Origin of the sequence: Paraburkholderia diazotrophica (assembly GCF_900108945.1) — a bacterium.
Classification (GTDB): domain Bacteria; phylum Pseudomonadota; class Gammaproteobacteria; order Burkholderiales; family Burkholderiaceae; genus Paraburkholderia; species Paraburkholderia diazotrophica.
This window is the reverse complement of sequence record NZ_FNYE01000005.1, coordinates 164,349-186,275: the sequence shown is the minus strand read 5'-3', so window position 1 is coordinate 186,275 and position 21,927 is coordinate 164,349. Positions and strand designations below refer to the sequence as shown.

The following is a 21,927-nucleotide window of genomic DNA, read 5'->3' as shown; positions in this document are numbered from 1 at the left end:
GCGGGTTTCCGATATGCGGACAAGCCCGCACGCGCCCGTTGCACGACATTTCGGCGCACTACAATCGTTTTGACGGCCTGCCGCGCCGCTTCGCCGCCGGCGCGGCGCAGTCCATTCCAGACGCATGAGCACACGCGCCAACGTGCTCGTGACGATGCAAAGCGGCGAGCGGCGACCGGGCGTTTCCCGCACCTGCAGTCGACGACGGAGGGCACCATGTTCAAGCACATCCTCGTACCGACCGATGGCTCGGACCTGTCGAAAAAGGCGATCGACGGCGCGATCGATCTCGCTCAGGCAGTCGGCGCGCGCGTCACCGCGTATGCGTGCCTGCCGCAATATCCGTACTCGCCGTTTTCGGAAGTCGTGATCGAACCGCCCGTCGACTTTCAGGACCGCAGCGAGCGCGAAGCGCGTCAGCATCTGCAGGAGGTCGAGGAGGCGGCGCGCGGCGCAGGTGTCGAATGCACGAGCCAGACGAGCGTGCATCCATCGCCGTATCTCGGCATCATCGAAGCGGCCGAGCAGGGCGGCTGCGATGTGATCTTCATGGCGTCGCATGGGCGGCGCGGACTCGGCAGTCTGCTGATCGGCAGCGAGACGCAGCGCGTGCTCACACATACGAAAATTCCGGTGATTGTCTATCGATAGCGCGCGTTGTCTGCCCATGTTCCTGGCGCTTAACGGGGGCATTCTGTCGGGCAGTGCGCGAAGTTCGCGGTCTTGACTCAGGATGTCTGAAAGGACGCGCGCCAGCGGATAGCCGGCGCGCGTATTTCCAATTTGCATCGGCGCGTGGTGCGTGCCGACTTTGCTACCGTGTTGTATCTCTCAGGTTCGTCGCATCCGCATTCGGACGGCCTTCGGCGGCCGTCCGAACCGGATAGGGAAGCGGCCCTCTACGGGGCCGTTTTTCACGATGCTGCGTGCGAAAGGCGCATATCTTCGGCCGTTGAAGCCGTTGACATCAGCTCGTTCAGGCGACCTTCTTGTTGTCGAAGAACTGCTCGTCTTCCGTCGAGCCGTGCAGGGCCGTCGTCGATGCTTCGCGCTCGACCGTCTGAGTGACGGCATCGAAGTAACCCGTGCCCACTTCGCGCTGGTGCTTCACAGCCGTGAAGCCCTTCTCGGCTGCCGCGAACTCGGCCTGCTGGAGTTCGACGAATGCGCTCATCTGCTGGCGCGCATAGCCGTGCGCGAGGTTGAACATCGAGTAGTTCAGCGCATGGAAGCCGGCGAGCGTGATGAACTGGAACTTGTAGCCCATCGCGCCGAGTTCCTTCTGGAACTTCGCGATCGTCGCGTCGTCGAGATTCTTCTTCCAGTTGAACGACGGCGAGCAGTTGTACGACAGCATCTTGCCGGGGAACTCCTTGTGGATCGCCTCGGCGAATTTCTTCGCGTATTCGAGGTCCGGCTTGCCCGTCTCGCACCAGATCAGATCGGCATACGGCGCGTACGCGAGACCGCGCGAAACGGCCTGCTCGAGGCCCGGCTTCGTACGGAAGAAGCCTTCGATCGTGCGCTCGCCCGTGAGGAAAGGCTTGTCGTTATCGTCGACGTCGGACGTGATCAGATCGGCGGCTTCCGCGTCGGTACGCGCGATCAGCACGGTCGGCACGCCGCACACGTCGGCGGCGAGACGCGCGGCTGTCAGCTTCGCGACGTTCTCGCGCGTCGGCACGAGCACCTTGCCGCCCATGTGGCCGCACTTCTTCACGGAAGCGAGTTGGTCTTCGAAGTGCACGCCTGCCGCGCCCGCTTCGATCATCGCCTTCATCAGCTCGAACGCGTTCAGCACGCCGCCGAAACCGGCTTCGGCGTCGGCGACGATTGGCGCGAAATAGTCGATATAGCCTTCGTCGCCCGGATTCTTGCCTTCCGACCACTGGATCTGGTCAGCGCGCGTGAGCGTGTTGTTGATGCGCTTCACGACGAGCGGCACCGAGTTCGCCGGATACAGCGACTGGTCCGGGTACATTTCGCCTGCCACGTTGGCGTCGCCGGCGACCTGCCAGCCCGACAGATAGATGGCCTTCAGGCCGGCCTTGACCTGCTGCATCGCCTGGTTGCCCGTCAGCGCGCCGAGCGCGTTGACGAACGGCTCTTCCTTCATGCCGTTCCACAGCCGTTCGGCGCCGCGGCGCGCGAGCGTGTGCTCGGGCTGCAGCGAGCCGCGCAGGCGCACGACGTCTTCCGCCGTGTAGCCGCGCTTGATGCCTTTCCAGCGGCTGTCGGTTTCCCACTGTTGTTGAAGTTGCTTTGCCTGTTCGTTACGCGACATGGTGTGCTCCTTTTTGCCTGAAGAGGGGTGCGGTGGACTCGTGACTTCCACGAAGCGAGGGTTGCCGGGGGCATCTCGTTGGGTGAAGTCTTATATAAGAGTCTAGGCAAAAGGCCGCAACCGGAACAGACATCACCAAGTCTTTTTCGGCGATTTTTATGGTTTATTTTTCAATGACTTGCGTCTCTCATTCCGTATTGAGAAACGAAATTTTCCATCTTGCAACAACTGATCTTGTGCTACGCAGCACGATTTTTTACGACGCAAAAAAATTTTTCGCATCGTGAAACGTAGATCGGGACGTAAAAAAACCGACGCCGGGGCGTCGGTTCTTCATGTCTGGCTATTCTCGTCTGCCTTGTCAGGCGTTGGAGAGCCCAAACGCGAGCGGTTTAGTCGCCCCGGCGCGAGTTGCGCGGGCCGTCGTTGCGGCGTGCACCGAAGCCGCCGTCACGCGAATAGCCGCCTTCGCGGTTGCCACGGTAGCCTTCGCTGCGATAACCGTCGCGCGAGCCAGAGCCGTAGCCGCCTTCACGCGAGCCGCCGCCTGCCGGACGGCTGTTGCCCCAGCTGCGGCCGCCATTGCCGCCTTCGCGAGCACCGTAGCCGCCATTGCCGCCGTTGCCTTCACGTGCGCCATAGCCGCCGCCGTTGCCGTCGCGCGAGCCGTAGCCCGGCTTGCCGCCGAAGCGCCGGCCGCCGTTACCGTTTCCGCCCGGACGGCCACGGCCGCCGAACCCGCCGCGGCCGTTGGCCGGCGGCGCCTTGCGCGGCTCGAAGCCGGCGATCACGTTGACGGGCAAGGGCGAGCGCACGAAGCGCTCGATGCGCTTCAGCGCGCCCTGTTCGGCGTGATGCACGAGGCTCACTGCGATGCCCGAGCGGCCCGCGCGGCCCGTGCGGCCGATACGGTGCACGTAGTCTTCCGCGAACTTCGGCAGGTCGTAGTTGAACACGTGCGTGATGCCGGGGATGTCGATACCGCGAGCCGCGACGTCGGTCGCAACCAGCACGCGCACGCGACGCTCGCGCAGCGCGCGAATCGTACGGTTACGCGCGCCTTGCGGCAGATCGCCGTGCAGCGCAGCCGATTCGAAACCTGCGTCGGCGAGACGGCCGGCCAGCATGTCTGCGTCGCTCTTGGTCGCCGTGAAGACGATCGCCTGGTCGAGGCCGGCGTCGCGCAGCAGATGGTCGAGCAGGCGATCCTTGTGATCGCGGTCGTCCACGTAATGCACGGTCTGCGCGATGTTCGTGCGCTGTTCGATGCGCTGCGTGATCTCGATACGCTCCGGATCCTTCAGCAGACGGCCCGTCAGCGAGCCGATCTTGCCGTCGAGCGTCGCCGAAAACAGCATCGTCTGGCGCGTGGCGGGCGTCGCGGCGACGATTGTCTCGATGTCGTCGATGAAGCCCATGTCGAGCATGCGGTCGGCTTCGTCGAGCACGAGCATCTGCAACTGCGACAGATCGATGCGGCCGCGCTCCAGATGGTCGAGCAGACGGCCCGGCGTGGCGACGAGAATTTCGGGGTTCTTGGCGAGCAGCATCAGCTGCTGGCCATACGCGACACCGCCCAGGATGCTGACGGTGCGCAGGCGGCGCAGGTGCTTACCGTAGGTCGAAGCGGCTGTCGTGACCTGCATCGCGAGTTCGCGAGTCGGCGTGAGGACCAGCAGGCCGGGACGCGCGACGGGCATCGGACGGCGGCCGCGGCCACCGCCGTTGTTCTCGCGCGGCTCACGCGGCTGATTGGGTTGCGTCTTTTGCAGCTGGGCGAAACGCTCGATGGCGGGCAGCATGAACGCAGCCGTCTTGCCCGAACCCGTCGGGCTCGACACCAGAAGGTCGCGGCCAGCGATGCCGGCGGGAATCGCGCGCTGCTGAACGGGCGTCGGCGTCTTGTAGCCGGCTGCCGTCAGCGCGGAGACGATCTCCGCCGAAAGACCCAGCTCAGCGAACGTCGGGCCGGAAGCTTCGGGGGCTTGCACGGCCGTGTCAGGCGTGTCGAGACCGAGGGCTTGTTCGGCGATGGCGTTCAGCGGGCTGGAGGTATTGCTCGAAGTCATGAGAATCCTTGAAACATGGGAAATAACACGTCGGCGCCAATCGGCATACCCAAGTCGTCGGATTCAGCGAGCAAAGAAGCAGCGAGCAAATCGAAAAACGGGGGCAACTCGCGACAATGAAGGCGAGTTTCTCGTTAGAAGCTGTATCGAATGCGACAGGCCGGGATTGGCTTGCCGCCAGCCTGGACTTGACGGCCCGTGGGGGGCCTTGCAGGAGGGGACAGGTTCTAAACTGGATTGGAGCAAAACGCTACGAGGCGCTTCTTTCCGCCAAAGCGGTGAAGCGCAGACCGCATTATATCGATATTTGCTGCACTGCGCCACCATTAAGACGCGTCTCAATGAGAGCTGTTGATTCGTAGGAAGAATCGACGGCTTGCTCTACCGGTATCGCAGTATCGATCAAGCCGCGGTGCCGTTCCTGAGCGACTCGACGAGTTCGACATATTGCTGTTTCGCCGTGTCGGGCGCGGTGCCTTGCAGCGCGGCCCAGGCGTCGTACTTGTATTTGCCGACGATATCGGTGAAGCCGGGCTTGTCGCCGTGCACGTCGCCATCGGTGGCCTGCTTGAAGAGCGCGTACAGGCGCAGCAGCGTGAGGTTGCCCGGACGCTCCGGCAGTTGCTTCACGTCTTCCTGTGCCTTCGCGAAGAGACCGTCCACGTTGCTCATCAGATCCTCCATGCTTTTTTTCGAGATAGGGCGTCGATCATAGCAAGCGAGACCCGGCGCGCGGCCCGCTAAGGCTGGAGCGATCCTTCCAAACGCACCGCTTCGCAGGCTGGGCCGTGTTCGCATCCGGCGACGCTGGGCGCCGCATTACAATAGCGGTCATGACGAAAACCGTGCTGCTTGCCCTCGATACTTCGACCGAATTCTGCTCGGTCGCCCTGTTGTCCACCGAATCCGCCGATGACAGCTCATCGGCCGAAGAGGCGGACGCGTCTGCTCCCGAACCGCGCGTCTGGGTGCGCCATGAATCGACGGGCGCTGTCTCCAGCACGCGGCTACTTCCCGCCATCCGCGAACTGTTCGACGAAGCGGCCCTTGCGCTCGCCGACTGCAACGCGATCGCGTTCGGCGCCGGGCCCGGTTCGTTCACGGGCTTGCGCACTGCGACGGGCGTGGCGCAGGGACTCGCATTCGGGCTGAATTGCCCCGTGGTGCCCGTCGGCACGCTGCTCGCGTGCGCCGAAAGCGCGCGCCGGCGCGACCCGTCGGCCACGCGCGTGCTTGCCGCGCTCGATGCGCGCATGGACGAGGTCTATTGGGCCGACTACGCGTGGGATGCCGACGCAAGCGAGTGGCGCACGGTTCATTCCGCCGCGCTCGGCTCGCCCGATGCGCTCGATTTGCCGGACCAGCCGTTCACGCTGGCGGGCAATGCCGCTGCAGCGTTCGGCGACCGTCTGAAGGCGGCGAGCGTCGCGCGAACCGTCGATCACGAAGCCGTGCCGCACGCGCTGCCGATTGCATTCGCGGCGCTGCGCGCGTTCCACGCGGGCCGCGCGCTGCCCGCCGACCAGGCGGCGCCCGAGTACATCCGCGACAAGGTCGCGCAGACCACGGAAGAGCGCCTGGCCGCGAAGGCCGCGCAACATGCGCAAACGGCAGCGCCGGCTTCGTCGACGCATACGGCGCATACCGCCGAGGGCGAGGGCACGCGATGAGCGGTGTGCTGCTGGCGGACCGCTACATGTCGCCGATGACGGAGGGCGATCTCGATGAAGTCGCGGCTGTCGAAAAGCTCGCCTATGAATTTCCGTGGAGCCGCGGCAATTTCGAGGACTCGCTGCGTAACGGCTACTTCGGCATATGTCTGCGGCACGTGACGGGCACGCTGATCGGCTATTGCGTGCTGATGCCCGTCGTCGACGAGATGCATCTGCTGAACCTGTGCGTCGCGCCCGCCGCGCAGCACGCGGGCGCGGGCCTTGCGCTGTTGCGCGAAGCCGTCCGGGTCACGCGCAGCGAAAGGCTCGCCGGAATGCTGCTCGAAGTGCGGCCGTCGAACCATCGCGCGATCAAGTTGTACGAGCGCTTCGGCTTTGCGTCGATTGGCCGCCGCAAGAATTATTATCCGGCGCGGCATCGCAGCCGGGAGGACGCCATCGTGATGCGTTTCAGTTTCGAGAAGGAGGGCGCAGATGGCGCTGCATGAATCCGCGCTGGAAGAACTCGGCCTCGCGCCGATATGGATGCGCCGAGGGATCGCACAGCATGCGGCCGCTGCTGACGACCCGCAATTGCAGGCGGAAAGCGCCGATGCCGCAACTCGATCCGCGGCGAGCACCGATGCCGACGCGCCTGGCGAAGATGTGGCCGTTCGAGTCGCTGCCTTGAGTGCCGGCAACGGCGACGGCAACGGTAACGAAGTGTCCCGAGCCGCTGCTTCGCCCGAGGCCAGCCAGCCGCAAGACGAACCGCAAACAGAGCCGGAGGGTGCGCCCGCATCACGCCGCGAACCCACGCCGGACGAAGCCCATCGGGCGATGCCGCAGCCAGCCCGCCGCGCGTCCGCGCGCGACATGGAAGCAGCGCCGCCCGACGACGACTTCGCATGGTTCGACGACCTTCCCGCCGAACCGCCGTCGCACACCGAAGCTCAAGTCGCCCGCCCGGCGCAGCCTGCCGTCGACACGCTCGACTGGAACGCGCTCGAAGAACGCGTGTCCGCGTGCGAGCGCTGCCGTCTCTGCGAAAAGCGCACGAACACGGTGTTCGGCGTCGGCGATCGCGAAGCCGACTGGATGCTGATCGGCGAAGCGCCCGGAGAAAACGAGGACAAGCAGGGCGAGCCGTTCGTCGGCCAGGCGGGCAAGCTGCTCGACAACATGCTGCGCTCGCTCGGACTTGCGCGCGACATGAACGTGTATATCGCAAACGTGATCAAATGCCGTCCGCCCGGCAACCGCAATCCGGAGCCGGACGAAGTCGCGCGTTGCGAGCCGTATCTGCAGCGGCAGGTGGCGCTCGTGAAGCCGAAGCTGATCGTCGCGCTCGGCCGCTTCGCCGCGCAGAGTCTGCTGAAGACGGACGCGAGCATTTCGTCGCTGCGCGGACGCGTCCACGAGTACGAGGGCGTGCCCGTGGTCGTCACGTACCATCCGGCGTATCTGCTGCGCAGCCTCGGCGACAAGGCGAAGTCGTGGCAGGACCTGTGTCTCGCCCGCGATGCCTGGCGCAACGCGTCGCCGCAAGACACGCAAGCGGACGCCTCGAAATGATGGACGCCGCCGGGCCGACCGCTTCATTCGAGGCGCCATCGACGGCCCGGCTCGATGCGCTGTCCGACGCCGCCGTGCGGGACATCGCGTGGCTCCTGTTCAGTCCTGATCTGTTGCGCTCGCAACCGCCCGCCGGCGTGCTCGCCATGCCGTTCGAATCGCCCGGCGCAGTGGCCGCGACGATCGACTGGCTCGACGCGCAGGACGCCGATCCCGCCGCTTTGCACCGGCATATCGCGGACGCGCGCGTGACGCGCCTCGGTCGCTACGCCGAGTGTCTGCTCGCGTGGTTTCTGACGCACGGCCCGGCCGCGCGGCTCATCGCCGCTAACGTGCCGCTGCGGCGCAAAGGCATCACGCTAGGCGAATGCGATTTTCTCGTCGAGACGCCGACGGGCCGGCGGCTGCATTGGGAACTGGCCGTCAAATGCTATTTGCACGCGGGCGACGGGCGGGGCGAATTGGCCGATTACGTGGGCCCGAATCTGCAGGACCGCTTCGATCTGAAACTCGCGCATCTGCTCGATCATCAGTTGCGGCTGAGCGCGCGCGAGGAGTTTGCGTCGCTCGGTCATCGTGGGCCTTGGGACGCGCAGATGTTCGTCAAAGGCTGGCTCTTCTATCGCAATGGCACGAACGAGCGCGATCCCGCCGAAATCGATCCGGCGCACGCGCGCGGCTGGTGGTCGACGCAAGCCGACTGGCCGTCGTTTTCCAGCGGCCATGCGGATGCGTGGATCGTGCTGCCGAGGCTCGAATGGCTTTCGCCGCGCATCCATGACAGCCAGCACGCGTCGAGCTTCGTTTCAGCCGACGCGCTCGGCCAGCAGTTGATGCAGCAGACGGCGCCGACGATGGTGGCCGCATTCGTCGGGAATGCAGAAGGACATTGGGTCGAGCGTTCGCGCGGCTTCATCGTGCCCGATGACTGGCCCGAGCGGGCACATGCGTTTGCGCGGCGGCAGGCGCATCAGGCGTGACGCAATTCGACACGTGACGCCGCGCGGCTACCGTCCCGCCGCTACCACCACCGATAGAAGTGATGCACCGGTCCGACGCCATGACCGACGTCGAGCCGGCTGCTCTGTTCGAGCGCGCCCGTCAGATAGACCTTCGCATCGGCGACAGCGCTTGCGAGATCGTCGCGCTGCGGAATCAATGCCGCGATCGCCGACGACAGCGTGCAGCCCGTGCCGTGCGTGTTCTTCACGGGTACGCGCGGACCGGCAAGACGCATCGTGCCGCTGTCCTGGGTGAGCCAGTCGGGGCTGTCGGCGGCGGCGAGATGGCCGCCCTTCATCAGCACCGCGCGCGCGCCCAGCTTGCGCAGCGCTTCGCCCTGATCGACCATCGCGGCTTCGTCCGTGGCGCTCGGCGTGCGGAGCAGTGCGGCCGCTTCCGGCAGATTCGGCGTCAGCAGATCGGCGAGCGGCAGCAGTTCGTCGCGCACGGCATCGACGGCTTCGGGCGCGAGCAATGCGTGATTGCTCTTCGAGATCATCACGGTGTCGAGCACGACATGCTTCGGCTTGTGGCGTCGCAACGCGTCGGCGACGGCGCGCACGATCGCCGCGTTGGCCAGCATGCCGATCTTCACGGCGTCGATGCGGATATCGTCGAACACGGCGTCCAGTTGCGCGATGACGAACGCGGGATCGGGCGTGTGAATCGCCGTCACGCCGCGCGTGTTCTGCGCCGTCAATGCGGTGATCACGCTTGCGCCATAGGCTCCGAGCGCCGAGAAAGCCTTGAGATCGGCCTGAATGCCGGCACCGCCGCCGGAATCGGAGCCGGCGATCGTCAGGACGTTGGGAATCGGTCGGGTCATGGAAAAGCCTGCAAAGCCTGAAAAACGAATGGCGCGGGGCGCGCCCTCAGCTTGGAGAAGCGCAGTCAAACAATAAGCAGCGGATCAGCGAACAGGTCTCAGTGGTGCGCTTCGCCGATCAGCGATACCGAATCGAACGCGCGCTGGTTGGCCTGATGGCGGCGCATCACGAGCCACATCATCACGCAGACGAAGGTGCCGAACAGCACGATCACGACCGTGACGGGCACGTCGAGCCACACGAGCACGGCGTACAGACACAGCATCACGAGCACGGACAGGTTCTCGTTGAAGTTCTGCACGGCGATCGAGTGGCCCGCCGACAGCAGCACGTGCCCGCGATGCTGGAGCAGCGCATTCATCGGCACGACGAAGAAGCCCGACAGCGCGCCGACGAACATCAGAAAGGTATACGCGAAAATCAGATAGCCGGGGATGTGCACCCTGCCGTAGTACACGCCCCAGTGAGCCGGAAACAGATGCTTCGTATAGAAGGCCATCAGCATCACGGCGATCCCCATGATGACGCCGACGGGCAGCACCGTCAGCGACTTCTTCAACGGCACGCGCGCGGCGGCAATCATCGCGCCCGCCGCGACGCCGACGGCGACCACGGCTTGCAGGATCGCGCCTTCCGACAGCGACATGCCGAGCGACACTTCGGCCCATTTCAGCACGATGAACTGCAGCGTCGCGCCCGCGCCCCAGAAGAGCGTCGTGACGGCGAGCGATATCTGTCCGAGCTTGTCGCGCCAGAGCACGAGAAAGCAGTCGGCGAAATCGGTGATGAGCTTGATCGGCCCGTGCTCCTGGCGCGGATAGCGGGCACCCGTGTCGGGGATGCGCAGGTTGAAGAGCGCCGCGATCACGTAGATCAGGATGATGATGAGCATCGCCGCTTCGGCGGGCGTATGGATCGCGTGGGGCGTGTGCCTGATGATGTGCGATGCGATGTGCGGGCTGATCAGCGCGCCGCCGAGCACGGTGCCGAGAATGATCGAGCCGACCGTCGTGCCTTCGATCCAGCCGTTCGCGGCGACGAGGCGGTCAGGCGGCAAGAGCTCCGTGAGAATGCCGTACTTGGCGGGCGAGTACGCGGCCGCGCCGAAGCCGACGATGCCGTACGCAAAAAGGGGATGCGCGCCGACCAGCATCGCCACGCAGCCGACTACCTTGATCGTATTGGTCACGAACATTACGCGGCCCTTCGGGCGGGAATCCGCGAAGGCGCCGACAAAAGCCGCGAGCACGACGTACGACAGCACAAAAAACAGCTTGAGCAGCGGCGTCATCCAGTTCGGGGCGTGGAGATCTTTCAGCAGTGCAATAGCAGCGATCAGAAGCGCATTGTCGGCCAGCGAGGAAAAAAACTGCGCGGCCATAATGGTGTAAAAACCTTTTTTCATCTGATGCGATGCTGTCCTCGCTGCCGTCCGTCCGCCCCGGCCGTCAGTGGCGCGTCCGGGCTTATTCCGTTCGAAATGGGTTGTGCGCACGGCTTTATATCACGAAAATAGACGAATCCCGACTAGCAGTATCCTTGATCGCATTGTCACGTCAGCCTCCGAAGTGTTGAAAACGCACTGTAAGCTCCTGATTCGACTGTGTCTTTACGAAAAAATCCCATGCCGCGCCCAGTCTCAGCCACTATTCACACCGCCGCTCTCGCCAATAACCTCGCAGTCGCACGCCGTTATGCGCCAAAGTCCAAGATCTGGGCCGTCGTCAAGGCCAACGCCTACGGTCACGGTCTCGCTCGCGCCTTTCCGGGGCTGCGCGCAACCGATGGTTTCGGTTTGCTCGACCTCGAAGAAGCGGTGAAGTTGCGCGAATTGGGCTGGGCCGGCCCGATTTTGTTGCTCGAGGGCTTTTTCCGGCCGACGGATATCGACGTCATCGACCGCTACAGTCTCACGACGGCGCTGCATTCGGACGAGCAATTGCGCATGCTGGAAATGGCGCGTCTGTCGAAGCCCGTCAATATCCAGCTGAAAATGAACAGCGGCATGAACCGGCTAGGCTACATGCCCGACAGGTTCCGCGCCGCGTGGGAGCGCGCGCGGGCGTGCCAGGGCGTCGGCCAGATTACGCTGATGACCCATTTCTCGGACGCGGACAGCGAGCGCGGCATCACTCACCAGATGGAAGCGTTCGAGCGTGGCGCGCAGGGCATTGCGGGCGCGCGCAGCCTCGCCAATTCGGCGGCGACGCTGTGGTATCCCGAAGCGCATTTCGACTGGGTGCGGCCGGGCGTGATGCTGTACGGCGCGTCGCCGTCGGGCGTCAGTTCCGCGATCAAGGACACTGGCCTGCAGCCCGCGATGACGCTCGCCTCCGAGCTGATCGCCGTGCAGACGCTGTCGGAAGGCAGCACGATCGGCTATGGCTCCATTTACACGGCGCGCGAAGGCATGCGCATCGGCGTTGTCGCGTGCGGCTACGCGGACGGCTATCCGCGCATCGCGCCCGAAGGCACGCCCATCATCGTCGACGGTATCCGCACGCGGATCGTCGGACGTGTGTCGATGGACATGATTACCGTCGACCTGTCGCCGTGCCCGCAAGCGAACGTCGGCTCGCGCGTCGAACTGTGGGGCGCGCAACTACCCGTCGACGACGTCGCGCAGGCATGCGGCACGATCGGCTACGAGCTGATGTGCGCCGTGGCGCAGCGCGTGCCCGTGCGCGCCGAATGATCGGCGCCGGGCTCACGACGTAACGAACGGCGACATAACGAATAACCACGCGTGACCAGACAAGTTGGCTAAACAGAAAACGTTGTACACCTGCACGGAATGCGGCGGGCAGGCGCCGAAGTGGCAGGGCCAGTGCCCGGCGTGTCACGCGTGGAATACGCTCGTCGAAACGGTTGCGGAATCGCCTTCCGCGCATCGCTTCCAGTCGCTCGCGAAAAACCAGCCCGTGCAGCGGCTCGCGGACATCGAGGCGTCGGACGTGCCGCGCTTCTCGACGGGCGTCGGCGAATTCGACCGCGTGCTGGGGGGCGGGCTGGTGGCGGGCGGCGTCGTGCTGATTGGCGGCGATCCGGGCATCGGCAAGTCGACGCTGCTTTTGCAATCGCTGGCCCAGATCGCGAGCGAGCGGCGCGCGCTCTACGTGAGCGGCGAAGAATCGGCTGCGCAGATTGCGTTGCGCGCGCAACGGCTGTCGCTGCTCGAACCGGGCTCGCACGCAAGCGAGCTGAAGCTGCTCGCGGAAATCCAGCTCGAAAAGATTCAGGCGACCATCGCCGAAGAAAGGCCGGACGTCGCCGTCATCGACTCGATCCAGACCATCTACTCGGAAGCGCTCACGTCCGCGCCGGGCTCCGTCGCGCAGGTGCGCGAGTGCGCGGCGCAGCTGACGCGCGTCGCCAAGCAGTCAGGCACGGCCATCATCATGGTCGGCCACGTGACGAAAGAGGGCAACCTCGCGGGCCCGCGCGTGCTCGAGCACATCGTCGATACTGTGCTGTATTTCGAGGGCGATACGCATTCGTCGTTCCGGCTCGTGCGCGCATTCAAGAACCGCTTCGGCGCCGTCAACGAACTGGGCGTGTTCGCGATGACGGAGCGTGGTCTGCGCGGCGTCGCGAATCCGTCGGCGCTGTTTCTGTCGCAGCACGAGCAGATCGTGCCGGGCTCGTGCGTGCTCGTGACGCAGGAAGGCACGCGGCCGCTGCTCGTCGAAGTGCAGGCGCTCGTCGATACGGCGAACGTGCCGAATCCGCGCCGGCTTGCCGTCGGCCTCGAACAGAACCGGCTCGCGATGCTGCTGGCCGTGCTGCATCGTCACGCGGGGATCGCCTGCTTCGATCAGGACGTGTTCCTGAACGCAGTGGGCGGCGTGAAAATCAGCGAACCCGCCGCCGACCTCGCCGTGCTGCTCGCGATTCACTCGTCAATGCGCAACAAGCCGCTGCCGAAGGGACTGATCGTGTTCGGCGAAGTTGGCTTGGCGGGCGAAATCCGTCCTTCGCCGCGCGGCCAGGAACGTCTGAAGGAAGCCGCGAAGCTCGGCTTTTCGATTGCGCTGATTCCCAAGGCCAACGCGCCGAAGCAAGCCATCGACGGACTGCAGGTGATCGCCGTCGAGCGCATCGAGCAGGCCATCGACCGCATCCGCACGCTCGAATAATTGGCGTCAGACGCCGCCCGAACGCGTCCGCTTTCCGGCGTAATGCGCTGTAAATTTCTCGACTGTGTCTGTAACCCAGGCGCCTTTCGTTTTCCCTATCCTCGTGAGATGCAACGTCACGACTGGAAAAGGAAGACGTCTTGAAACAGTCTCATCAAACTTCGGGCGAGCTTCTGTCGAATCTGCGCGGCTGTCGCGTCTCCGCGCCGATTCACGGGCTTTGGGGCGGCGGTTGCCGGATCGTCGAATGGATCGACACGGCGGGCCAGATTTCACGGCGCGTCGTGGCGGAAAACGTCACGGCCGACGAAGTCCGGGCGACGATCCGCCATCACGTCGAAGGGCGCAAGCACCGGCTCGTCGACGACGAACGGGAGCCGCGGCAGACCTTGCCGCGGCGTTAAAGGTTCGTCCGGTTCTTGCCGGCGTGTCAGGCGATAAGGGCGGTGAGCCGGGCCGTTCGCGCGGCCGCCGAATTCCGCCATACGTCACGCGTCACACCTCACGCGTTACTCGCCACCCGTCAGACGGTTCGCATCTTCATCGCTCGTTTGCTGCGCGATCAGCGCTTCGCGCGCGGCCGCATTGAACAACGGGTGCCCGGCCGCTTCCGCCGCCGTCAGCACGGGCGACACGCAACAATCCAGCGGCACCAGCAGCTCGACCCATTCGGCGAGCGGCCGCGTCGCGATCAGCTCGGCCATGTCCTTGATCAATTGCGCGGCATCCGGCCCAGCGATCGCCTGGCCGAGACTCCAGTGGCGCGTCGCCCAGTCCGGGCGATCGAGCGCCATGCACAGCGTTTCCCAGAACTTGAGTTCGAGCGCGCCGACAGCGAGCCATCGTTCGTCGAGCGTGCGGTACAGGTTGTAGCACGGCACGCCGCCGTTCAGCAGGCTGCCGCCCGCAATAGGCGCCGTGCCGTCGTTGGCGAGCGCGACTTGTGCGACGACGTTGTGCGCGTACGTGCAATGCGCCATCGACACATCGACGAATTGCCCGTCGCCGCCACGCGCGACGGCCCACAATGCCGCGAGTATCTGGTTGACGGCCGACAGCGCGCCGCCCAGCAGATCGGCGATCTGGAAATTGGGGAGGATCGGCGTGTCGTCGCGCGCGGCCAGCTGGTCGAGCACGCCCGCGTAGCCGATGTAGTTCAGATCGTGTCCCGCCAGTTGTGAATACGGCCCCTGCGCGCCATAGCCCGAAATCGCGCAATAGACGAGCTTCGGATTGATCACGCGCAGCACGTCGTAGCCGAGTCCGAGCCGATCCATCACGCCGGGCCGGAAGCTCTCGATCAGCACGTCCGCTTCGCGCGCGAGCGCCATCAGCACGGTGCGTCCGCCTTCGGACTTCAAATCGAGCCGCGTTTCGCGCTTGCCGCGATTCAACTGACGGTAGAACGCGCCGGGACGTCCCGCGACGCGGTCGGCGCTGCTTTGCATCATTACGCGCGACGCGTCGCCAGCGCCGGGCGCTTCGATCTTCAACACGTCGGCGCCCATTTCCGCGAGCCGGAGCGTCGCGGCGGGACCGGGCAACAGGCGTGTCAGATCGAGCACGCGCAAGCCCTTCAGTGCGGCAGTAGACGACAATGCCCAGCCCTCCGTGGATGCTGGCGCGGCCTCGCTTTCCTGATGTCTTCCTTCGCGACGCGAAGGGGCCGCTAGCCGATTTGTTCGAGTTCCTCGTGCGCTTCGAGCCATTCGGCTTCGAGCGTTTCGAGGCGTGCGTTGACGTCCGCCTGACGGCGTATCGTTTCCGTCAGCTTGGTTTTCTGCTCGGCGCCATAGCTGGCGGGATCGGCGACAAATGCGTCGAGGGTCGCTTTTTCCGCGTTGAGCGCGTCCATTTCCTTTTCGATCTTCGCGATGCGCGTCTGCAACGGCTTCTTCAGGTGCGCGAGCTTCTGACGTGTTTCCGCTTCCTGGCGACGCTGCTCCTTTCGATTCACCGAAGCGTCCGCGCCATTTGCATTGCCGCCGTTCGCTGTCGTCGCGTCCGAAGCAGCCTTCAGCGCGGCGCGCTGCTCCGCGGCGTGCTGCAACAGCCAGTCGCGATAGTCGTCGAGATCGCCGTCGAACGGTTGCAACTGGTGCTTCGCGACGAGCATGAACTGGTCCGTGGTCGCGCGCAGCAAGTGGCGGTCGTGCGAGACGAGAATCAGCGTGCCTTCGAACTGCGCGAGCGCCATGGTCAGCGCGTGGCGCGTTTCGAGGTCGAGGTGGTTGGTCGGCTCGTCGAGCAGCAGCAGGTTCGGCTTCTGCCAGATGATCAGCGCGAGCGCGAGCCGCGCCTTTTCGCCACCCGAGAAGGGTGCGATGGCGGTGGTTGCCATATCGCCCGAGAAGTTGAAGCTTCCCAGGAAGTCGCGCAGTTCCTGCTCGCGCGTGTCGGGTGCGAGCCGAGACAGGTGCTGCAACGGCGAATCATCGGGACGCAGCGTTTCGAGCTGATGCTGCGCGAAGTAGCCGATCTTCAACCCCTTGCCTTCGCGCACGTGGCCGCCGAGTGGTTCGAGCGCGCCCGCGAGCGTCTTGATGAGCGTCGACTTGCCCTGGCCGTTCGCACCGAGCAGGCCGATGCGTTGTCCGTTCTGGATCGACAGCGCGACTCGCTCGACAATCGGAATCTCGCCGCCGTCCGCCCCGCGATAGCCGCAGCGAACGTTTTCCATCACCATCATCGGGTTCGGTGCGGAGTCGGGCGCGCGGAATTCGAACGTGAACGGCGACGCGATATGTGCGGGCGCAATCAGTTCCATTTTTTCGAGCGCCTTCATCCGGCTTTGCGCCTGGCGCGCCTTGGTCGCCTTCGCCTTGAAGCGGTCGACGAAGCTTTGCAGATGCTCGATGGTCTTGCGCTGCTTTTCGTAAGCGCTCTGTTGCAGCGCCAGTTGCTGCGCGCGCTGCACTTCGAACTGCGAGTAGTTGCCGCCGTATCGCTTGATCTGCTGGTTTTCGAGATGCAGCGTAACATTGCAGACGGAATCGAGAAATTCGCGGTCGTGCGAGATCACGATCAGCGTGCCCGGATAGCGATGCAACCAGTCTTCGAGCCAGACGATCGCATCGAGGTCCAGATGGTTGGTCGGTTCGTCGAGCAGCAACAGGTCCGAGCGGCACATCAGCGCCTGCGCGAGATTCAGGCGCATGCGCCAGCCGCCCGAGAAACTGCTCGCGCTCGCGCGCGTCTGTTCGAGCGTGAAGCCGAGGCCGAGCAGCAGCGCTTCGGCGCGCGCGGGCGCCGTGTAGCCGTCGGCATCGGCGAACGCGGCGTGCGCTTCGGCTTCGGCCGCGCCATCATGCGCGGCGGACGCCGCCGCGATGCGCGCTTCGATCGCGCGCAATGCAGCGTCGCCGTCGAGCGTATAGTCGAGCGCGGTTTTATCGACGGCCGGCGTCTCTTGCGCGACGTGCGCGGTCTGCCACGACGGCGGCATCGCAAAATCGCCTCCGTCGGCATGCAACTCGCCGAGCAGCACGGAGAACAGGGTCGATTTGCCCGCGCCGTTTGCGCCCACGAGGCCCGCCTTCTCGCCGGGATTGAGCGTGAAGGTGGTCTGTTCGAAAAGCGGCTTCGTGCCGCGCGCGAGACTGAACTGGTTGAAGCGGATCACAACGAGGCCGGCTTGAAGAAAAACGCTATTTTAGACTGCGCGGCGCAAGCTCAGGCATTGGCCGATCGGCCAGGTGGCGCGCGGCGCGAGAGTCCGTCGACTGGCGATATTCCTGGAGAGCAAAAACATGACAACGGACAAGTCTTCTATCTATTCCTTTTCGGCGCGCTCGCTGAATGGCGAGCCGATCAGTCTCGGCATGTATGACGGCAAGGTCATGCTGATCGTCAATACGGCGAGCGAATGCGGGTTCACGCCGCAATACGCGGGCCTGCAGAAGTTGCATGAGCAGTACGGCGTGCGCGGCCTGCAGGTGCTGGGCTTTCCGTGCAACCAGTTCGGCAAGCAGGAGCCGGGCGACGCCACACAGATCGGCGCGTTCTGCGAGAAGAACTACGGCGTCACGTTCCAGATGTTCGACAAGATCGAGGTCAACGGCGCGGAGGCGCACCCGCTTTTCAAGTATCTGAAGGACGAGGCGCCCGGCGTGCTCGGGATCGAAGCGATCAAGTGGAACTTCACGAAGTTTTTGATCGACCGCAATGGGACGGTCGTGAAGCGCTACGCGCCGACCACGAAGCCCGAAACGATCGCGGACGATATCGAGGCGCTGCTGTAAGCGCCGGGACACGGCTGCGTGATGGGCTGCGTGATGGGCTGCGTGATGGGCTGCCTGAGGCGGCCTTGGCGGCCACTTTACACAGCCCGTTAAACAGCCGTGCGACACGTGCCACGCGTCAGAGAATCGGCGCAAAGAGCCGCGCGACATGCATCGCGACGCGCCGCAGCGCAGGCGCATTGCGATATTCGCTGCGGTCGATCTCGAACGATTCGTCGAAGTCACGCAGCAGCATCGCTTCGACCTCGGCGGCAAATTTGCTGTCGACGGTCAGCACCATGATCTCGAAGTTCAGGCGGAACGAGCGGTTGTCGAGATTTGCGCTGCCCACGGCGGCGGCGATATCGTCGATCAGCACGACCTTCTGATGCAGAAAGCCCGGCCGGTAGCGGAAGATGCGCACGCCGGCGCGGATCGAGTCGTACGCGTAGAGCTTCGACGCCTCGAACACCACGCGGTGATCGCGCCGGCTCGGGATCATGATGCGCACGTCGACGCCGCGCAGCGCCGCGAGCCGCAGCGCGGCAAACACGGCTTCGTCGGGAACGAGGTAGGGCGTCGTGATCCAGATGCGCTCGCGTGCCGCATTGATCGCCTCGACGAAAAAGAGCGAACAGGTTTCCTGCTTGTCCGCGGGGCCCGTCGGAATGACGAGACAGTGCATGCCGTCTCCCGCTGCGACGGACGGCAAAGAGGGTAGCGAAGCGGCCCTTGAAGCAGGCGATAAAGCAGGCGGCGCGACGGCCGGCAAAACGCACGGCGCGGACGACGAATCGGGCGCCGGGTCGAATTCCGGCAGTCGCTGCGTAGCCCAGTACCAGTCTTCCGTGAACACGAACTGGATGCTCGCGACGGCGGGTCCGCGCACTTCGATATGCGTATCGCGCCACGGCGAGAGCGGCGGCTTGCCGCCCAGATACTCGACGCCCACGTTGTGTCCGCCGACGAATGCGCGCTCGCCGTCCACCACGACGATCTTGCGGTGATTGCGAAAGTTGAGCTGGAAGCGATTGACGAACCTGCGGTTCGTCGCGAACGGATGCATCTGTACGCCGCCCGCCAGCATCGACGCGACATAACGATGCGGCAGATCGAAGCTGCCGATGCTGTCATACAGCAGATACACGCGCACGCCTTGCGCGGCCTTCGCGATCAGCAGGTCTTTGAGCATTTCTCCAAGCGCATCGGCGCGCACGATGAAGAACTGCACGATCACGTAGCGCTTCGCGTTTTCGATCGCGTCGAGAATCGCGGCGAAGGTTGCGTCACCGTTCACGAGCGTGCGCACACTGTTGCCGGGCAGAAAGGGCATGCCGCCCAGACGCGTGAGCGAGCGCACGAACTGTTGTCCGAGCGCCTCCGTCGGCCGGCCCGGCGACGACGCAGCGCTATCCCATTCCGGCGGATGCGCGCGCGTGCGCAGCATCTTGTTCTCGATGCGGCGCGCGTCCGCATAGCCGGCGAACTTGCTACGCCCGAGAAAGAGATAGGGGACCAGCGTCAGATACGGCATCGCGACGAGCGACACCGCCCACGCAATCGCGCCTTGCGACGTGCGGGTATGCAGAATGGCATGGCACGCGGCGATTACGCCCAGCATATGAGCGAGAAACACGAGCGTGCCGACGTGAAGGAGATCGAATTGCATAAGCGTGCGAACGATGATCGTCGCGCTGCGCGTGGATGACTTTCGTCGTGAGTGCTATCCCATGTTGCCTGAGGTTGCACGGTGTTGCCTGGTGTCGCTTCAGGTTGCCTTCAGTTGCCTTCGGTTACGTTAGGACCACGCCAGCGCGGTCGCGCTCATATTACCGAAAGCGTCCGCATCGCGGTCTGCTCATCGGCAATCGGCGGCGGGCTTTTTTGCATGATCCGATGAAGACACAACGAGCCGAGGCGCACGGCATGGACTGCCCGAGAAAGCACACAACGCACGACGTCGGGCTTGATGGCGTGCGTTGTGCGATGCGACGAGAATGCGACTGCGGCGAGGCCGGGCGCTCGCGAAGGATCAGGCGGGCAAATCGTTCGCCTGGATCAGGAAGACGTTGTCGTCGCCGGCGCTCGTGGACATCCACACGAGGTCGAGGCCGCCGAACGCCGCTTCGACATGCGCGCGCTCATTGCCGATCTCGACAACGAGCCCGCCGTCGTCGGTCAGCCAGTTGCGCGCGTCGGCGATGATGCGGCGCACGATGTCCATGCCGTCCGCGCCGCCCGCCAGCGCCATTTCCGGCTCGTGCCGGTATTCGGCTGGCAGCGTCTTCATCGCTTCCGCGTTCACGTACGGCGGGTTCGTGATGATCACGTCGTAGCGGCGCTCGGGCAGCGGCGCGTACAGATCGCCTTCGAAGAGCGCGATGCGATCGTCGAGGTGGTAGTCGTGGACATTGCGCGTTGCCACTTCGAGCGCGGTGGGCGACAGATCGACGGCATCGATGTCGGCATTCGGGAACGCGTGCGCCGCGAGAATCGCGAGGCACCCGGAGCCCGTGCACAGTTCGAGCACGGCGGCGACCTGTTCGGGGTCCTCGACATACGGCTGCAGACCATCCTGCAGCAGCTCGCCGATGAATGAGCGCGGCACGATCACGCGCTCGTCGACATGAAAGCGGTAGCCGTGCATCCACGCTTCCTGCGTGATGTACGCGGCGGGCACGCGGTCGGTCGCGCGCCGCTCGATCACCTTCAGCACCGCGTCGATTTCCTCGGACGTGAGGCGCGCGTCGAGAAACGGATCGAGCAGATCGATGGGCAGATGCAGCGTGTGCAGCACCAGATAGGCGGCTTCGTCGTAAGCGTTCGACGAGCCGTGGCCGAACGACAGCCCGGCCTGGTTGAAGCGCGACACCGCATAGCGCAGCACGTCGCGAACCGTGGAAAACGGATGAGTCATGATGAAGGCCCTCCGTCAGGCGATCAGTTGTTCGAGCACGCGGCGATAGATGTTCTTGAGCGGCTCGATGTGTGCGACTTCGATATGTTCGTCGATCTTGTGGATGCTCGCATTCAACGGACCGAATTCGACGACCTGCTTGCAGATGCGCGCGATGAAGCGGCCATCCGACGTGCCGCCCGTGGTCGACAGTTCCGTCGCGATGCCCGTCTCGTCGCGGATCGCCTTTTCGAGCGCATTCGACAGCTCGCCGCGCGGCGTGAGAAAGGGCAGGCCGCTCACGGTCCACGTCAGATCGTAGTCGAGGCCGTGCCTGTCGAGGATATCGTGCACGCGCTTTTGCAGCCCTTCGACCGTGCTTGCCGTCGAGAAGCGGAAGTTGAACATCACGTCCGCGTGGCCAGGAATGATATTGGTCGCGCCCGTGCCGCTGTGCAGGTTCGAGACCTGCCACGTGGTGGGCGGGAAGTACTCGTTGCCGTCGTCCCAGCGTTCGGCGACGAGATCCGCGAGCGCCGGTGCAAGCAGATGGACGGGGTTCTTCGCCAGATGCGGATAGGCGATATGCCCCTGCACGCCTTTCACGATCAGCTTGCCCGTCATCGAGCCGCGCCGGCCGTTCTTCACCGTGTCGCCGAACTGCGTGCCCGACGTCGGCTCGCCGACGACGCAATAGTCGAGCCGCTCGCCGCGCGTCTGCAACGCTTCGACCACTCTCACGGTGCCGTCCGTCGCGGGGCCTTCTTCGTCGCTCGTGATGAGGAACGCCAGCGAGCCGCGATGCTGCGGATGCGCGGCGACGAACTCTTCGCTTGCCACCACGAAGCCGGCAATCGATGCCTTCATGTCGGCAGCGCCACGGCCATAGAGCTTGCCGTCGCGATGGCTCGGCTCGAACGGTGCCGACGACCATTGATCGAGCGGGCCCGTCGGCACGACGTCGGTATGGCCGGCGAACGCGAGCAGCTTGCCGTCCGTGCCCATCATGCCGCGCTTCACGGCCCACAGGTTGGTGACGCCGTTCGATTCGATCGTTTCGCATGCGAAGCCGATCGCGGATAGGCGCTCGACGAGCAGACGCTGGCAGTTCTGGTCGTCGGGCGTCACGGACGCGCGCGCGATCAGGGCTTCGGTAAGGGCAAGAGTGCCGGACATCGATTCAGTTCCTTCCAACCAGCTGGCAGATGAGATGCGCGGACCGTGTCCACGCTTGAAACTCGGGTGAAAAAATGCCGGCCTGAGTGG

Annotated in this window: 19 protein-coding genes; 9 read left to right on the top strand and 10 right to left on the bottom strand. The window is 64.6% G+C overall.

Translation table 11 applies throughout. From position 1 onward, the window contains the following. Positions 1–216: 216 nt before the first annotated feature. Positions 217–651 (top strand): universal stress protein, encoded by a 435-nt coding sequence (locus BMW76_RS09170; protein WP_012400765.1) that lies wholly within the window; start codon positions 217–219, stop codon positions 649–651. Between the two features lie 325 nt (positions 652–976). Here BMW76_RS09170 and aceA read toward each other — a convergent pair whose 3' ends face one another. From aceA to BMW76_RS09155, 3 genes are all read right to left on the bottom strand, one after another. Further along, positions 977–2,284, bottom strand: coding sequence for an isocitrate lyase (aceA, locus tag BMW76_RS09165; RefSeq protein WP_090864821.1), 1,308 nt, complete (start codon positions 2,282–2,284; stop codon positions 977–979). Between the two features lie 392 nt (positions 2,285–2,676). Continuing rightward, positions 2,677–4,353 (bottom strand): DEAD/DEAH box helicase, encoded by a 1,677-nt coding sequence (locus BMW76_RS09160; RefSeq protein WP_090864820.1) that lies wholly within the window; start codon positions 4,351–4,353, stop codon positions 2,677–2,679. A gap of 402 nt (positions 4,354–4,755) precedes the next feature. Further along, on the bottom strand, positions 4,756–5,025 hold the full coding sequence (locus BMW76_RS09155) for an acyl-CoA-binding protein (RefSeq protein ID WP_090864962.1): 270 nt from the start codon (positions 5,023–5,025) through the stop codon (positions 4,756–4,758). 161 nt (positions 5,026–5,186) lie between these two features. Here BMW76_RS09155 and tsaB point away from each other — a divergent pair, with 161 nt between their 5' ends. Genes tsaB through BMW76_RS09135 form a run of 4 tightly spaced genes read left to right on the top strand, consistent with a single transcriptional unit; the run spans position 5,187 to position 8,560 of the window. After that, a complete protein-coding gene (gene tsaB, locus BMW76_RS09150; RefSeq protein ID WP_090864819.1) occupies positions 5,187–6,023 on the top strand; it encodes a tRNA (adenosine(37)-N6)-threonylcarbamoyltransferase complex dimerization subunit type 1 TsaB in 837 nt (278 codons plus the stop codon). Further along, positions 6,020–6,514 carry a ribosomal protein S18-alanine N-acetyltransferase gene (gene rimI / locus BMW76_RS09145; RefSeq protein ID WP_087735398.1) on the top strand — a complete coding sequence of 165 codons (495 nt, stop codon included), beginning with the start codon at positions 6,020–6,022 and terminating at the stop codon, positions 6,512–6,514. The genes tsaB and rimI overlap by 4 nt, the downstream gene beginning before the upstream one ends. Beyond that, positions 6,501–7,580: a uracil-DNA glycosylase gene (locus BMW76_RS09140; protein WP_090864818.1), complete on the top strand. Its 1,080-nt coding sequence runs from the start codon at positions 6,501–6,503 to the stop codon at positions 7,578–7,580. The genes rimI and BMW76_RS09140 overlap by 14 nt, the downstream gene beginning before the upstream one ends. Further along, positions 7,577–8,560: a DUF1853 family protein gene (locus tag BMW76_RS09135; RefSeq protein WP_090864817.1), complete on the top strand. Its 984-nt coding sequence runs from the start codon at positions 7,577–7,579 to the stop codon at positions 8,558–8,560. The genes BMW76_RS09140 and BMW76_RS09135 overlap by 4 nt, the downstream gene beginning before the upstream one ends. Before the next feature lie 41 nt (positions 8,561–8,601). Here BMW76_RS09135 and thiD read toward each other — a convergent pair whose 3' ends face one another. Continuing rightward, positions 8,602–9,408: a bifunctional hydroxymethylpyrimidine kinase/phosphomethylpyrimidine kinase gene (thiD, locus tag BMW76_RS09130; protein ID WP_090864816.1), complete on the bottom strand. Its 807-nt coding sequence runs from the start codon at positions 9,406–9,408 to the stop codon at positions 8,602–8,604. 98 nt (positions 9,409–9,506) lie between these two features. Next, on the bottom strand, positions 9,507–10,814 hold the full coding sequence (gene lplT, locus BMW76_RS09125; RefSeq protein WP_090864815.1) for a lysophospholipid transporter LplT: 1,308 nt from the start codon (positions 10,812–10,814) through the stop codon (positions 9,507–9,509). A 219-nt stretch (positions 10,815–11,033) separates the two neighbouring features. Here lplT and alr point away from each other — a divergent pair, with 219 nt between their 5' ends. From alr to BMW76_RS09110, 3 genes are all read left to right on the top strand, one after another. Then, positions 11,034–12,104, top strand: a complete 1,071-nt coding sequence (gene alr, locus BMW76_RS09120; RefSeq protein WP_090864814.1) for an alanine racemase — start codon at positions 11,034–11,036, stop codon at positions 12,102–12,104. Positions 12,105–12,168: 64 nt separating this feature from the next. Further along, a complete protein-coding gene (gene radA / locus BMW76_RS09115) occupies positions 12,169–13,545 on the top strand; it encodes a DNA repair protein RadA (protein WP_090864813.1) in 1,377 nt (458 codons plus the stop codon). Positions 13,546–13,685: 140 nt separating this feature from the next. Continuing rightward, complete coding sequence (locus BMW76_RS09110; RefSeq protein WP_090864812.1) at positions 13,686–13,949, top strand: DUF2866 domain-containing protein; 264 nt, start codon at positions 13,686–13,688, stop codon at positions 13,947–13,949. A 105-nt stretch (positions 13,950–14,054) separates the two neighbouring features. Here BMW76_RS09110 and BMW76_RS09105 read toward each other — a convergent pair whose 3' ends face one another. Both BMW76_RS09105 and BMW76_RS09100 read right to left on the bottom strand, forming a co-directional pair. Further along, on the bottom strand, positions 14,055–15,125 hold the full coding sequence (locus BMW76_RS09105; protein ID WP_090864961.1) for a CaiB/BaiF CoA transferase family protein: 1,071 nt from the start codon (positions 15,123–15,125) through the stop codon (positions 14,055–14,057). An 89-nt stretch (positions 15,126–15,214) separates the two neighbouring features. Beyond that, on the bottom strand, positions 15,215–17,167 hold the full coding sequence (locus BMW76_RS09100; RefSeq protein WP_090864811.1) for an ATP-binding cassette domain-containing protein: 1,953 nt from the start codon (positions 17,165–17,167) through the stop codon (positions 15,215–15,217). Between the two features lie 127 nt (positions 17,168–17,294). Here BMW76_RS09100 and BMW76_RS09095 point away from each other — a divergent pair, with 127 nt between their 5' ends. Next, on the top strand, positions 17,295–17,786 hold the full coding sequence (locus BMW76_RS09095) for a glutathione peroxidase (protein WP_090864810.1): 492 nt from the start codon (positions 17,295–17,297) through the stop codon (positions 17,784–17,786). A 118-nt stretch (positions 17,787–17,904) separates the two neighbouring features. On the opposite strand, the gene BMW76_RS09090 is transcribed toward BMW76_RS09095, so the two are convergent. From BMW76_RS09090 to dapE, 3 genes are all read right to left on the bottom strand, one after another. Next, entirely contained in the window at positions 17,905–19,434 is a 1,530-nt protein-coding gene (locus BMW76_RS09090; RefSeq protein WP_090864809.1) for a cardiolipin synthase, read from the bottom strand. A 363-nt stretch (positions 19,435–19,797) separates the two neighbouring features. After that, positions 19,798–20,682, bottom strand: coding sequence for a 50S ribosomal protein L3 N(5)-glutamine methyltransferase (gene prmB / locus BMW76_RS09085; RefSeq protein ID WP_090864808.1), 885 nt, complete (start codon positions 20,680–20,682; stop codon positions 19,798–19,800). A gap of 15 nt (positions 20,683–20,697) precedes the next feature. Continuing rightward, positions 20,698–21,837: a succinyl-diaminopimelate desuccinylase gene (dapE, locus tag BMW76_RS09080; RefSeq protein WP_090864807.1), complete on the bottom strand. Its 1,140-nt coding sequence runs from the start codon at positions 21,835–21,837 to the stop codon at positions 20,698–20,700. Positions 21,838–21,927 lie beyond the last annotated feature (90 nt).